The sequence below is a fragment of the Nocardia sp. NPDC127526 genome, assembly GCF_042672265.1.
Classification (GTDB): domain Bacteria; phylum Actinomycetota; class Actinomycetes; order Mycobacteriales; family Mycobacteriaceae; genus Nocardia.
This window is the reverse complement of record NZ_JBHXVO010000012.1, coordinates 112,576-124,719: the sequence shown is the minus strand read 5'-3', so window position 1 is coordinate 124,719 and position 12,144 is coordinate 112,576. Positions and strand designations below refer to the sequence as shown.

Genomic DNA, 12,144 nt, shown 5'->3' with positions numbered 1-12,144 from the left:
CGCGATCAGAGACCTGCGATGAAGGCAGCCCACTGCGCGGACGTAAACAGCAACGCTGGCCCAGTTGTGCGCTTGGAATCTCGGATACCGACCAACCCGCCGTCGAGGTACGAAACTTCTACGCAGTCCTGACTGGCACCGCTATAGCTGCTCTTGAACCAGCGAGCTCCGGATAGTTCACCGTTCACGCTCGTACTCCCTTGCCACCTGACGAAGCAGATCACGACTGCGCTGCGCATCCAACGCTATCCGCCGCAGCGTCTCATGCGCTGAACGATAACGCTCAACGATGTCGGCATCATCGAAATACATTGCACCGGTGTAGCTCTCAACGTAGACAACGGCTGGCTCGAGCGGCTCTTTGTTGTCGTCCTCACCGAAGTCCAAGATGATGAACGGTCCAGTGAGATCGCCCAGCGGCATCCCGGCGGAGTACGGCAGCACGCGGATCGTGATGTTCGGCTTCGTTCCGGATTCCGCCAGATGACGCAACTGCACAGACATGATCCGACGGCTGCCGACCACCCGGTGCAACGCCGATTCATCGAGAAGCACATCGAAATTCGCTGGCTGAGCTCGTCGAGTGACCAGAATCTGCCTGTGCATTCGCATCTCGACGCGACGAGTGATCTCGGAGTCGGACTCGCCCGGATGGCTGCTCAGTTTCATCCCGGTCGCCGCTGCCGGGTTTCGCGCCGGCACGTGGTGGCGGGGCGTGTCGACCTATGGGCGGCATGCGGTTGGCAACGGCTAGTCGCGGTGTGGAATCTGCCCGGAGGGGCTGTCCGGGTGAGGGTTTCGTGGTTTCAGTTAACGGCTCGTGAACGTCAGTGTCCCGCTTTGGACACGCTTCCACTTGAAAGCTGTGGCAGTGATAACACTGAAATACGGGTTTAAAACTCGGACATATCGCTCACCATGGCAAACGGCTCTCATAATGCAACGTTTCACTCGGTCTCGGCGCGGGTACGACGTGCGCTCGAGTTATCGGCTGGCTAGCTTCATCTGCGAACTACGTACGGGGAGCCGGGGATTCGGTTTCCGGTCGCTAGATGTTTGATGGAGGAAGCACTGTGCGCATCCTGCTGGTTGCCAGCGCATTCAACAGCCTCACGCAGCGGATCCACACCGAGCTGAGGGAGCGCGGGCATCACGTGGGGGTGGAACTGGCGCTGGGGGACGAGGAGCTGCGGGCGGGGGTGGCGCGGTTCCGGCCGCAGCTGATTCTCGCCCCTATGCTCACGACCGCGATTCCGGAGGATATTTGGACCGCGTACACGGTGCTCATCGTGCATCCGGGACCGAAGGGCGACCGCGGGCCGTCCTCACTGGACTGGGCGATTCACGAGAACGCCCCGCAGTGGGGCGTGACCGTGCTGCAAGCCGTGGCCGAGATGGACGCGGGACCCATCTGGGCCAGTGAGCCGTTCCCGGCGACCGGCGGGAAGAGCGAGCTGTACCGCAATGAGGTCGCGGACGCCGCCGTGCGGGCGGTGCTGCTGGCGGTGGAGCGGTTCGAGCACGGCGGGTTCACGCCGGAACCGCTGGACTACTCCCGGGCGGATGTGACCGGGCAGCTGCGGCCTTATCACGCACAGGAATTCCGGCGCATCGACTGGTTGCACGACAGCACCGCCACCGTGCTGCGCAAGCTGCGGGCCGCCGATTCGCAACCGGGCGTATTGGATTCGCTGTTCGGGCGCGAATTCTTCCTGCACGGCGGGCATTACGAGGATCAGCTGCGCGGCCCGGCGGGCACGGTCATCGCCACCCGCGACGGCGCGATCTGCCGTGCCACCGCTGACGGCGCGGTGTGGCTGCCGCAGTTGCGCGCGCGCCGGATCCCGGGCGGCCCGGCCACCTTCAAACAGCCCGCCACCCAGGCGCTCGGCCCGGAACTGCTGGCCGGAATCCCGGAGGTCCCGGTCACCCCGGCCGAGGCGGCCACGCGCAATACCTGGTCGGAGCTGCGCTACCGCGAGCACGACGAGGTCGGCTACCTCGAATTCGGCTTCGCCTGCGGGGCCATGAGCACCGAGCAGTGCCGGCGACTGCTGGCGGCCTACCGGCAGGCGTGCGCCCGGCCGGTGAATGTGCTGGTGCTCGGCCCTTCTCGCGACTTCTTCTCCAATGGCATCCACCTGAACGTCATCGAGGCCGCCGCCGATCCGGCCGCCGAATCCTGGCGCAATATCAATGCGATGGACGACCTCGTCGAGGAAATCCTCACCACCACCGACAAACTCGTCATCTCGGCGCTGGCCGGAAACGCCGCCGCCGGCGGGGTCATGCTGGCGCTGGCGGCCGACGAGGTCTGGTGCCGCTCTTCGGCGGTGCTCAACCCGCACTACCGACTGATGGGCCTGCACGGTTCGGAGTATTGGACCTACACCCTCCCCCGCCGCGTGGGCGCGGCCATGGCGCACCGCCTGACCAGCGAACCGCTCCCCCTCGGCGCACCCGCAGCCGCCCGAATCGGCTTGGTGGACAAGGTAATTTCCGGCAGCGCCGGTGACTTCTGGAGCTGGGTGCGGCAGGAGGCCGAGGCCCTGGCCGCCGAACCGGAGCTGTCCGATCGCCTGATCGAGAAGAAGCGCCGCCTGGCCGCCGACGAGGCCGTCAAACCGCTCTCCGCCTACCGCGCAGAGGAATTGGCGCACATGTGGCAGAACTTCTACGGCCAGGACGAGCCTTACCACCGCCTGCGGCACAACTTCGTGCACAAGGCGCGCCCCTGCGGCACTCCGGCGCACCTGCTCGGCTGAGCCGGAACGCCCACGGCCCCACACACAATCATTATCGGAGTAGTACCCGTGCTCGAGCTCGACCATTTCAACAACGGCTGGGTGACCCCCGTCCTGGCCTATCTCATGTCCGTCATCGGCTCCGTGCTCGGCCTGCGCTGCGCGGCCCACGCCCGCGACGCCCGCTGGCCCGCGGGCTGGCTGGTCGCCGCGGCCGTGGCCCTCGGCGGCTGCGGCATCTGGGTCATGCACTTCACCGCCATGCTCGGCTTCGCCATCACCGATGCCACCATCCGCTACGACGTGCCGATGACCGCGCTGAGCGCGGCCATCGCCATCGTCGTCGTGTGGATCGGGCTCTCCATCGCCGTGCGCGTCCGCCGCGAGATCATCGCACTGCCCATCGGCGGGGCCATTACCGGGCTGGGCGTCGCCGCCATGCACTACCTGGGCATGTACGCCATGCATTCCTCGGCGCACATGGAGTACCGCACCCCGCTGGTGGCGCTGTCCATTGTCATCGCCATTGTCGCCGCGACGGCGGCGCTGTGGTTCATGCTGCACGTCCGCGGCTTCCGCGCGACCCTGGGCGCGGCCCTCATCATGGGCTTGGCGGTGTGCGGAATGCATTACACCGGAATGGCTTCCATGCGCGCGCACGCCATGGACAACCACGTCCCCGCCACCGGTGTCGATCCCATGCAGCTGATCGGCCCGCTGATCCTCATCGTCACCATGGTGACCATGATGCTGATCGTCCTGGTCGGCCTGGCCGAGCTCGACGACCGCTCCGATTTCGAAATGCCGTCGAGATCAGCCGATTCCGACGACCACGACGGGTACAACTGGCCCCGCGCCGCCAGCAGTGACGGTCCGATCGGCCGCCCGGCCCGCTGACGGCCCGCCGCTCAGTCGATTACGGCGAACGCCTCGACCTCGACGAGCACATCGGGCTCGAACAGGTAGTCGACGCCGATCGCCGACAGGGGTGGCAAGGGCTGCGGTATTCCGAGCTCGTCGACGACGCGCTCGATGCCTTCGACGAATTCGTCGTACTTGTCCGGGCTCCATTGCGTGACGAAGAACCGGAGCCGCACGACATCGGCGAAGCTCGCCCCGGCCCCGGCCAGCCCGCGAGCCGTATTGCGCAGCGCGTGCGCGACCTGACCGGCGAGGTCGCCCGTCGCCACGGGATTCCCCTCGGCGTCGCGCGCGATCTGCCCGGCCACGTGCACCTGGCGCGAACCCGTGCTGATCGAAACATGATGGTACGGAACGGGAGCGAACATGCCCTCGGGGGTCAGCAACTGCACTGTCATGGGGTGTCCCTTCACTTCGGAGTAGGTATCCGATGTCTACCTGGTACTCGAAGGGCACTTCAACGAGACTAGGTGTCATGCTGGAAACCGCTCTACCCCAGTCGGACACTCCCCAGTTCACCGACAAGCACCGCGAACTGCTCGATCAGGTCCTCGACAAGTGGTCGCTGAACATCCTCGACGCCCTGTGTGGAAATCCACTGCGCTTCAACGAACTTCGCCGCGCAATCCCGGTGATCACCCAGAAGTCCCTCACCACGGCGCTGCGCCGGCTGGAACGCAACGGCATGATCGAGCGCGTCATCACGAGCACGCGCCCGATCGCCGTCGAATACCGCATCACCCCGCTGGGACGGACCTTGCAGGAACTCATCGACGCCCTGCTGAACTGGTCCACCGTCGCCTTGCCCGAGGTCGAGCAGGCCCGCGCCCACTACGACGACCGATTCGACTCCGGTGACCTGCCCTAGCCGATCCACGCATTCGGCCCACCTCGCCGACCTGAAACCGGCGCGGGCTCGGGGCACCTGGATGATGTGGGCATGCTTCCCACCGACCACCTGGACACAGCGGATCGGCGCCGGGCCGTGATCGATACGCCCCTCGGCATTGTCGGATTCTCCGTCACCCTCGGATCGGACACGCTGACGGCCGAGCCGGATGCCCTGTGGCGCTTGCCGAATGACTCGCAGCTGCACCGGTGGACGCATCGCAGCGCAACGGTCGATCTGCTGATCGGGAGCATCGAGGTACCCGCCTGGGACGGCGGCGCGCCGGTGCCCATGTGGGCGGCCATCTGGCAGGTGCAGGCACACGCCGATGTACCCGGACTGTGCATTTCGGCCGAGATGACCGATCTGCCCGCCGATGCCGTCGGCGGCCCGGATCCGGGCGAATGCCTCGCGGCCGTGAGCGTCGAGAACGAGCATTTCCTGGTGTCGGTCGGCGGCCCGGATTCCGAACTGCTCGGCATGCAGGCCGCGGACGGCCGGCTCATGCCCTACGGCTGGGCGCACCTGCTGCCGGACGGCGAGGAGGGCTCCGCCGAATACGGTGTGCGCTACGCGGATCCGGCCGCCATCGCCTGGCGCCTGCCCGGCCTGGCCGCCACGGAGGTGGCCCGGCTGTGCATCGCCACCGCGTGGTCGCCGCGCGACGACGATCGCCCCGCGGCCTGGTTCGCGGTCGATATTCCCCTCGACACCGCTTACCACCACCTCATTGCCGAACCGGCCTGATCCGCGCCCCGAGGCGTCGTCAGGTCAGCTTGATCTGGCGGTTGACGTCCTTGTACAGCAGGTAGCGGAATTTGCCGGGACCGCCCGCGTAGCAGGCTTGCGGGCAGAAGGCGCGCAGCCACATGAAATCGCCCGCCTCGACCTCGACCCAGTCGTCGTTGAGGCGGTACACCGCCTTGCCTTCGAGGACGTAGATGCCGTGCTCCATCACGTGCGTCTCGGCGAACGGGATCACCGCGCCGGGCTCGAAAGTGACGATATTGACGTGCATGTCGTGGGCGAGGTCGTTCGGGTCGACGAATCGGGTGGTGGCCCAGGCGCCGTCGGTGTCGGGCATCGGCGTGGGCTCGACATCCTGTTCCTGCACCGCGAACGCCCGCGGCGTGTAACCCGCCAGCGGTTCGTACGCCTTGCGGACCCATTGGAAGGTCGCCGCCTCGGCGGACTCGTTGGCCACCGACCAGTTCGCGCCCGCGGGGAGATAGGCGTACCCGCCCGGCGTGAGAGTGTGCTTATCGCCCTCGATGACGACGTTCAGGGTGCCGGTCAGCAGGAACAGCACCGACTCGACGCCGCGCTCGGGCTCGGGCTCGGAACTGCCGCCGCCGGGTGAGACCTCGACGATGTACTGCGCGAACGTGGTGGCGAAGCCGGCGATCGGCTTGGCGAGGATCCACGTGCGGGTGTTGTTCCAGCCGGGCAGATTGCTGGTCACGATGTCGCGGAGCACGCCGCGCGGGATGACGGTGTACGCCTCCTTCACGATGGCCCGGTCGGTCAGCAGCGTGGTCTGTGACGGCAGGCCGCCCTCAGGTGCGTAGTACGTCGGCTCGCTCAAGTGCGCCAGCTCCCATCATGTCGATGCTCATGCCGCCGCGCAGTGCCTGCGGGGGCGTCCGCGAGGACCAACGTATTCACCCCCGGCGGGCGGAGGCAATCGTGTGAACCACCATGCTTGGCGCCTTCGATCCGGCTCGGAGCCGTAGCTTCACCCCGGCCCGGGCGGATACGGCCTAGTTCTTCCGCAATGTGCCGGTGACGGCTTCGCCCGCCGGTGTGGGTGCGGTGTACTCGGCCGAGCCGTCGGGTCGCAGGGTGATCGCCATTCGCCTGCCGTCGTCACCGCACGCGGCGCCGCCGACGAGCCGCCCGGAGAAGGTGAGTTTGTCCGCGGTGATGGTGATGACTCGATCGACCCATTCGCAGCGCAGGCCCGACCGCGCATCGCTCTCCAGAGTGCGAGCGATTTCCTCGCTGTTCTTACCCGGATTGATGGTCAGCACGATGTCGTGGCCGGCGGCGGTGCCCGTCCATTCGCCCAGAAACGCCGGTGGCACATTCCAGACGGCGGCCAGCGGGGTCGTATCGTCCGGCGCGATGAGTGAGGTGCCGGGCGTGGTCGGTTCGGTATCGCCCGGTTCGCTCAGGGAGAGAACGGTGATCAGCGCGGCGGCGAGGACCGCGAGGGCGACGGCCAGGGCCCACCACGCCCACACCGGCGGCCGCCGCACGGTGGGCTTTCGGTGTTCTGCCAGATTCTGGCCCACGCGTCCGAGTGTAATCCGGTGCGAGTGGACCGTATTCGGTTCGCCCGCCCCCTTCGCGAGCGAACCGAGGTACGGCTACAGTGACCCTAAGCCACGGCAACTTGCAGCTGCAAGTTGCAGTAGCAAGTTGCGGGGCGGTCGCGGCAGCGACCAAGATCAGCCGATCGGGCGGATGATCAGGTGCTGAAGGAGAAGGGGGCGAGGGATGCCGGACCGCGAAAACAATGATGTAGCAGCGGAAGCCGAAGCGGATGCGATATTCGCCGATCGGCTGCGGTTCCTGTTCGAGACGGTGCATCCGCGGGGGCGGGGGCCGTACACCCAGACCGAGATCGTGGACATGATCCGCGCCAATGGCGGCCGGATGACCACCGGGTACATGTCGCAACTGCTGTCGGGGAAGCGGCGGGCGCCGACGCTGCCGACGGTGACCGATATCGCGGCCGTATTCCAGGTGCCGATCGACTATTTCGGGTCCGGCGAGGCGTACGAGGAGATCCGGCGGCATATCGAATGGATTGCGGCGCTGCGGGATTCGGGAGCCGAGCAGGTGGCGGCGCGCAGCTACGATCCGACCCGGGTGTTCCAGGTCGGATTCCGCGAACTGCGGCGCGAAAACGACGGGGAGCGCTGAGGATTCAGGCCGCGAGCAGGTAGGCGGCCGCGGCCAGGGCGGCGCCGAGGAAGGCGCCGACGGTCACCTGGCCCCGGGTGTGATCGCCGAGCCACACTCTCGACCAGCCATTGACGGCGGTCAGCGGGAGCGCGAGCAGGAACCAGGGCGAGGCGAGCAGGGCCAGCAGGACGGTGGTGCCCGCGCCGACCGCGGTGTGCACGCTCACCTTCCATTTGCCGAGGACGGTGATGATGCCGATGCCCAGCAGCACGACCAGGCCGGAGACGGTCCAGGCGATCAACTCGCGGGGTGCGCCGGCCAGGATTTCGACGATCAGGCCCGCGCCGCAGATGGCCAGAATCGCCGGGATCACCCAGCGGCGGCCGTCGATATCGGTGACGTGGTGATCGCTGGCGATGCCGCGCCGGACTCCGGCCAGAATGATGATCATCGGAATGCCGCCGGTAATGGCCGCGACGAACAGGCCCCAGCCGACCGCTCCGAGGGCGAATCCGGCGATCGTCGAGGTGACGATATTGATCACCCACGGCGCACCGAGCTCGGTGATCACCCGCGCCGCCCGCGCTCGCAGCGGGGTGGGCGCTTGCTTCTCGCTGGTCTCGGTCACACCGCAATCCTCCGTTGTCCATCTCGATATTCCCGCGCCAGCAGCAGCGCCCAGCCGCGGTCCATGCCCGCGTCGAGGGCGGCGGATCGAATGCCCGCGGCGTTCAGCGCGGGCGCCTGCCGCCCGTGCAACAACCACGCCGACACCGCCGCGGCCACTTCGGATGCCGGTGCGGTGTCCCCGGTGGCAGGGACCTTGTTCTCGGCTTCCATGCTCAAGGCGTCCAGCAGTTCGGTGATGCGGTCCTCGGCGCGCTCATCCGCGCCCGCGCCCCGCCGCGACGGCCGTTGCACCCCGGGCCAGCGGGACACCAGCTCCCGATGCATCGGGGCGATCGCCCACAGCACGCGTTTCGCGCGCACCCAGGACAGGACCGGCGACAGCATCATGCCGACGAAGATCACCAGCACGCCGATCGCGGACACGCCGCGCGTCACGTCGAATACCGTGGGCGTCGGCGTCGCATCGAAGTACCGCACCGCCACGAAGTACAGCAGCCGCAGCCAGGCCCACACGGTCGCGGCCGCCATTCCGGCCGACAGCAGGGTCAGGCTCCAGCCGGTCACGCTGCGCACATCCGCGCCGCGGGCGGTGATCACCATCAGCGCCGGGCACAGCAAGGCCGGAAACACCGCGGCGGCAATGCCCGCCTCGGCATAGCCGGGCAAATGCCCGTAGGCCCTGTCGAATTCGAATCCGCCCGCCGCCTGCGGTATCGGCGGCGAACCGAGGAAGATCGCCACCGCCGCCACGGAGGCGAGCACCGCGACCACCCCGAGTATCCGCGCCCCGCGCCGCACCCGCTCCGGATCGCTCGTCACCGCCAAGGCCAGCACTCCCGAGGTGGCGGCGATCAGGTTGTACACCACCATGCGCAACCCGATGGAGAAGTTCGGCACCGGCGCGACGGCCCGCAACCCCGTCTCCACCACGGGAATGCTCACAGTGAGATGCGCGGCGACCACGGCCAGCGCCACGGTCGTGCTGCCGAGCACCCAGCTGCGCGACCACCACCACCGCCACGCGCGGCCGATCACGGCGACCCACATCAGGGGCGCCAGCACCATGGCGATCACCCGAGCGCCTCACCCCAGCGCGACCGCAACCGCGGCTGTTTGCCGCCGATGCTCTGCAATCGGTTCAGCAGCAGGCTCGCGAACTGCTCGGCGGCCGACTCCTCTTCCACCCCAACCGCATTCCCGCACTCGCGCCGCAGCATGAGCGCCGCCATATCGTGCATGCCCGCGGGCAGCGCATCCTGCGCCAGCTCGACTACGGGCCGGCCCTGATGCCCCAGCAGAATATGCCCCAGCTCGTGCGCGACCGTCCGATCCCGGGTCTGCACCCAGGACGCGAAACTCACCTCGTCGCGATCCCGATAGTGCACCCACTGCCCGAAAACCCCCGCGGGCATAGCCGGATCCTCGATCACCCGCAACGGCCGCCCCCGCTCCCGCGCAACCGCCGCCACCAGCCCATCCAGGCTGGTCGACTCCACCGCCGTCGCCATCGCGAAGACGCGATCGACCGCCGAATTGACCGCCGACCCGAAACTCACGCCCACATCCAACCACACCCCGACACGCCGCACCGGGCGTCAATACTCCTGACAACACCCGGATGCCGCCGGGCCGATATGGTTTACGAGGCATCCCGTGGAAGGGCTCGGGGATGCGCGACACCGAGGGGAGCGGTTCGTGTCGGAGGTACAACTGTCGAGTGTGCAGCAACCGGCTGTGCAGCAACAAGATTCGCAACAGCAAGACGATGACCTCAGCAATGCCGAGTTGCCCTGGGCGCCGCTGACGCGCCACGAGCGGGCCGTGGCGCTCATGCTCGGCATCGCAGCCGGAACCACCGGCGTGGTAGCCGTTTTCGTCTCCGCCAACCAAGCGGGCACGGCCGCCCTGTTCCTGATCTCAACGGTGTTGCTGCTCATGGGAATTCAAGGCACGCCACTCACCCGAGTCGGCTCCGGCGTACACAGCGCGGAGTTCGCCCGCCGCCGCTGGGCCCGCGCGCTGCTCGAGGTGGCCGACCGCGAGCAGGACCCCAAGGTGGCCGCCGGAGTGGTGCGGGCCGCCGAGGTGATTGCCCGGCGGCCGCAGCACTCGGCCCGGATCAAGCAGTAACCGTCAGAGGTTGCACGGCGCCGTCGAGCACCGCCAGCGTCGGCTGCCGGGTCCAATAGACGGTGCCGTGCTCGAACCGCTGGTATGCGCCTGTCTCGCAGGAGATTTCGTCACCTTCGGCCCAGCCGAGCGGACCTTTCTCGAAGCCCGAGCGGTTCCAGCATTCGCGGACCGCGCCGCGCAGGACATAGGCGGGTTTGCCGGTGCGGCGGTAGATGGCGCCGTGCTGGAAGCCCTGGACCACGCCCTGTTCGGCGCCGGTCGCATCCACGAGCACGGTGTGATCATTGACCGGATAGCCCAATTCGCCGGTCTCGTGCTTCATTTCGGCGAACTTGTCCCACAGCGCGGCCGGGATCGGGTGCGCTTCGGTGCGCGGATGCCAGTAGACGTAGCCGTGCTCGAATTCGGCGTAGCGGCCCTCACCGTCGGGACAGGTGTTCTCGCCCTGGGTGATCCGGTTGCCGAGCCAGGGGGTTTGGGCTGCCTTCTCGTCGATCATGTTGCGCGACGGCTCGTCTCCGGCGGCGAACTCGGCGACGAAGTCGGCGAAGACATCCCAGGGGAAGTTCGGCCCGACGTCCCAATGGGTTCCGAAGCCGAGGACCTGGGTGACGTAGTTGTGGTCGGAGATGCCGTCGCGGCGGGTGTAGGGCGGGGCGATGACCACCGGTTCGAAGCCGCAGTCGCGGGCATCGCGGACGGCTATCCAGGCGGCGATGCGCAGGTCGGGCTCGCGTTCGAGCCATTGCTCGCGGCTCCAGGCGCCGCGACTGCCGGCGAAGCAGAGGTTGAGGGTGTAGGAGTTGGCGTCGAGGACGCTCCAGCTGGCGCGGTCGTTGGGGACCACGCGGCACAGGACGCCGTCGCGCAGGGTGTAGTGGTAGGAGACGCCGTTCGCGCGGTTGTTGAGGTAGGCGGCGAGGCTTTCGGCGGTGCCGTCGCCCTCCTGGGTGTGCAGCAAAAAATTGGTGATACGGGCGCCGTGGCGCGACTGATGGGAGTCGCCGGTCAGGTCCAGTTCGATGAAGTCGGGGCGACCCGAGCGCGCGGGCGCGCGGTTGCTGCTCCACTGCCCGAAATCGCCGGCGAGGATGTCGTTCACGTCGACGCTGGAGCCGTCGATCAACGGCCCGGGGCTGCTGGGCGTGTCGATCACCCGCTGGAAGAGGACCGCATTGTCCTCGCGTTCGCCGCGGCTCCACGCCCGGGTCTGCCAGGCCCAGTACTTGCCCTCCCGGGTGCGGCCGACCACGCCGTCCTCGATGGCCCACGCGCACACCCGGGCATGCCCGTAGATGCCGGTCCACTCCCGTCCGATGGCATCGTTCACGCCCCGGAAGAAGTGGACCGCCGTGTCGTTCCACTCGTCGAGGGAGATGTCCTCGTCCACCGCGAAGAAGATCGGGCACCAGTCGGGGCCGCCTGCGGCGTGATGATTCTCCTTGGCCTGCAAACCCATTCGCTGACCGCCCTCGTAGCCGAGGGTCCAGTCCGACGGCGATTGCGCATCACCGGGTTTGCCGAACTGATAGCAGCTGACGATCTGCAGCCCGGCGGCCGTGAGCGCCTCGGTGTACTCCCGTGTCACCGGTTTGGCCCCGAAAGCGGCCCCGGGCCGGCTGGGTGCGACGTACACCAGCACCGCGGTGTGCCCGGCAGCCTTGATGGCGTGCGGATCGATGAGTCGCGCAGCGAAATCTACTGCAGTGAACAAGATTTCCCCCCACAGGAAAAGTTGGTTTCGACTGTCTGGCACAGTAGCCGCCCACACGGCCGCGAGCGAGCCGAATTCCGAGATCCGCGCGAAACGACGGGCCGCAGAAAAACAAGGACCGGCAGCCGATCTCACAGTTCGGCGAATTCCCAGTTTCCACCGCCCGTTTCGCCGCACCATTGGCTATGCACACCTCCGACACT

15 protein-coding genes are annotated in these 12,144 nt (G+C 67.5%); 6 read left to right on the top strand and 9 right to left on the bottom strand.

Features of this window, described 5'->3' with window-relative positions:
- Window positions 1-5 precede the first annotated feature (5 nt).
- Window positions 6-239 carry a DUF397 domain-containing protein gene (locus tag ACFVIV_RS21085; RefSeq protein WP_379198741.1) on the bottom strand — a complete coding sequence of 78 codons (234 nt, stop codon included), beginning with the start codon at window positions 237-239 and terminating at the stop codon, window positions 6-8.
- The gene (locus ACFVIV_RS21080; protein ID WP_379198739.1) at window positions 178-669 is read right to left on the bottom strand and encodes a DUF5753 domain-containing protein; all 492 of its coding nucleotides are present in this window, start codon (window positions 667-669) and stop codon (window positions 178-180) included. The genes ACFVIV_RS21085 and ACFVIV_RS21080 overlap by 62 nt, the downstream gene beginning before the upstream one ends.
- Window positions 670-1,073: 404 nt before the next feature.
- Here ACFVIV_RS21080 and ACFVIV_RS21075 point away from each other — a divergent pair, with 404 nt between their 5' ends.
- Together ACFVIV_RS21075 and ACFVIV_RS21070 are read left to right on the top strand one after the other, a co-directional pair.
- Complete coding sequence (locus ACFVIV_RS21075) at window positions 1,074-2,765, top strand: hydrogenase maturation protein (protein WP_379198738.1); 1,692 nt, start codon at window positions 1,074-1,076, stop codon at window positions 2,763-2,765.
- A 48-nt stretch (window positions 2,766-2,813) separates the two neighbouring features.
- Window positions 2,814-3,641 carry an MHYT domain-containing protein gene (locus ACFVIV_RS21070; RefSeq protein ID WP_379198736.1) on the top strand — a complete coding sequence of 276 codons (828 nt, stop codon included), beginning with the start codon at window positions 2,814-2,816 and terminating at the stop codon, window positions 3,639-3,641.
- Window positions 3,642-3,652: 11 nt separating this feature from the next.
- Here ACFVIV_RS21070 and ACFVIV_RS21065 read toward each other — a convergent pair whose 3' ends face one another.
- A complete protein-coding gene (locus ACFVIV_RS21065; protein ID WP_379198735.1) occupies window positions 3,653-4,063 on the bottom strand; it encodes a RidA family protein in 411 nt (136 codons plus the stop codon).
- Window positions 4,064-4,140: 77 nt separating this feature from the next.
- Here ACFVIV_RS21065 and ACFVIV_RS21060 point away from each other — a divergent pair, with 77 nt between their 5' ends.
- Together ACFVIV_RS21060 and ACFVIV_RS21055 are read left to right on the top strand one after the other, a co-directional pair.
- The gene (locus ACFVIV_RS21060) at window positions 4,141-4,533 is read left to right on the top strand and encodes a winged helix-turn-helix transcriptional regulator (RefSeq protein ID WP_379198733.1); all 393 of its coding nucleotides are present in this window, start codon (window positions 4,141-4,143) and stop codon (window positions 4,531-4,533) included.
- Between the two features lie 72 nt (window positions 4,534-4,605).
- The gene (locus ACFVIV_RS21055) at window positions 4,606-5,301 is read left to right on the top strand and encodes a hypothetical protein (protein WP_379198731.1); all 696 of its coding nucleotides are present in this window, start codon (window positions 4,606-4,608) and stop codon (window positions 5,299-5,301) included.
- A 19-nt stretch (window positions 5,302-5,320) separates the two neighbouring features.
- On the opposite strand, the gene ACFVIV_RS21050 is transcribed toward ACFVIV_RS21055, so the two are convergent.
- On the bottom strand, window positions 5,321-6,139 hold the full coding sequence (locus ACFVIV_RS21050; protein WP_379198729.1) for a bifunctional allantoicase/(S)-ureidoglycine aminohydrolase: 819 nt from the start codon (window positions 6,137-6,139) through the stop codon (window positions 5,321-5,323).
- A 175-nt stretch (window positions 6,140-6,314) separates the two neighbouring features.
- A complete protein-coding gene (locus tag ACFVIV_RS21045) occupies window positions 6,315-6,848 on the bottom strand; it encodes a hypothetical protein (RefSeq protein WP_379198727.1) in 534 nt (177 codons plus the stop codon).
- A gap of 205 nt (window positions 6,849-7,053) precedes the next feature.
- Here ACFVIV_RS21045 and ACFVIV_RS21040 point away from each other — a divergent pair, with 205 nt between their 5' ends.
- Entirely contained in the window at window positions 7,054-7,482 is a 429-nt protein-coding gene (locus ACFVIV_RS21040) for an XRE family transcriptional regulator (RefSeq protein WP_379198726.1), read from the top strand.
- 4 nt (window positions 7,483-7,486) lie between these two features.
- Here the strand turns inward: ACFVIV_RS21040 and ACFVIV_RS21035 are convergent, their stop codons facing one another.
- Genes ACFVIV_RS21035 through ACFVIV_RS21025 form a run of 3 tightly spaced genes read right to left on the bottom strand, consistent with a single transcriptional unit; the run spans window position 7,487 to window position 9,650 of the window.
- Window positions 7,487-8,092 carry a hypothetical protein gene (locus tag ACFVIV_RS21035; protein WP_379198724.1) on the bottom strand — a complete coding sequence of 202 codons (606 nt, stop codon included), beginning with the start codon at window positions 8,090-8,092 and terminating at the stop codon, window positions 7,487-7,489.
- On the bottom strand, window positions 8,089-9,168 hold the full coding sequence (locus tag ACFVIV_RS21030) for a hypothetical protein (RefSeq protein ID WP_379198722.1): 1,080 nt from the start codon (window positions 9,166-9,168) through the stop codon (window positions 8,089-8,091). Before ACFVIV_RS21030 ends, ACFVIV_RS21035 begins: the two co-directional genes overlap by 4 nt.
- Window positions 9,165-9,650: a hypothetical protein gene (locus ACFVIV_RS21025; protein ID WP_379198720.1), complete on the bottom strand. Its 486-nt coding sequence runs from the start codon at window positions 9,648-9,650 to the stop codon at window positions 9,165-9,167. The genes ACFVIV_RS21030 and ACFVIV_RS21025 overlap by 4 nt, the downstream gene beginning before the upstream one ends.
- A gap of 139 nt (window positions 9,651-9,789) precedes the next feature.
- On the opposite strand from ACFVIV_RS21025, the gene ACFVIV_RS21020 reads away from it, so the two are divergent.
- Window positions 9,790-10,224 (top strand): hypothetical protein, encoded by a 435-nt coding sequence (locus tag ACFVIV_RS21020; protein ID WP_379198718.1) that lies wholly within the window; start codon window positions 9,790-9,792, stop codon window positions 10,222-10,224.
- On the opposite strand, the gene ACFVIV_RS21015 is transcribed toward ACFVIV_RS21020, so the two are convergent.
- On the bottom strand, window positions 10,214-11,941 hold the full coding sequence (locus tag ACFVIV_RS21015) for a glycoside hydrolase domain-containing protein (protein WP_379198717.1): 1,728 nt from the start codon (window positions 11,939-11,941) through the stop codon (window positions 10,214-10,216). The two genes, ACFVIV_RS21020 and ACFVIV_RS21015, sit on opposite strands and share 11 nt — an antisense overlap.
- Between the last annotated feature and the right edge of the window lie 203 nt (window positions 11,942-12,144).

Excerpts from the sequence above, each read along its gene's own strand:
- ACFVIV_RS21085 (WP_379198741.1), bottom strand. The coding sequence starts at position 239 with ATGCGCAGCGCAGTCGTGATCTGCTTCGTCAGGTGGCAAGGGAGTACG.
- ACFVIV_RS21080 (WP_379198739.1), bottom strand. The coding sequence starts at position 669 with ATGAAACTGAGCAGCCATCCGGGCGAGTCCGACTCCGAGATCACTCGT.
- ACFVIV_RS21065 (WP_379198735.1), bottom strand. The coding sequence starts at position 4,063 with ATGACAGTGCAGTTGCTGACCCCCGAGGGCATGTTCGCTCCCGTTCCG.
- ACFVIV_RS21060 (WP_379198733.1), top strand. The coding sequence starts at position 4,141 with ATGCTGGAAACCGCTCTACCCCAGTCGGACACTCCCCAGTTCACCGAC.
- ACFVIV_RS21055 (WP_379198731.1), top strand. The coding sequence starts at position 4,606 with ATGCTTCCCACCGACCACCTGGACACAGCGGATCGGCGCCGGGCCGTG.
- ACFVIV_RS21040 (WP_379198726.1), top strand. The coding sequence starts at position 7,054 with ATGCCGGACCGCGAAAACAATGATGTAGCAGCGGAAGCCGAAGCGGAT.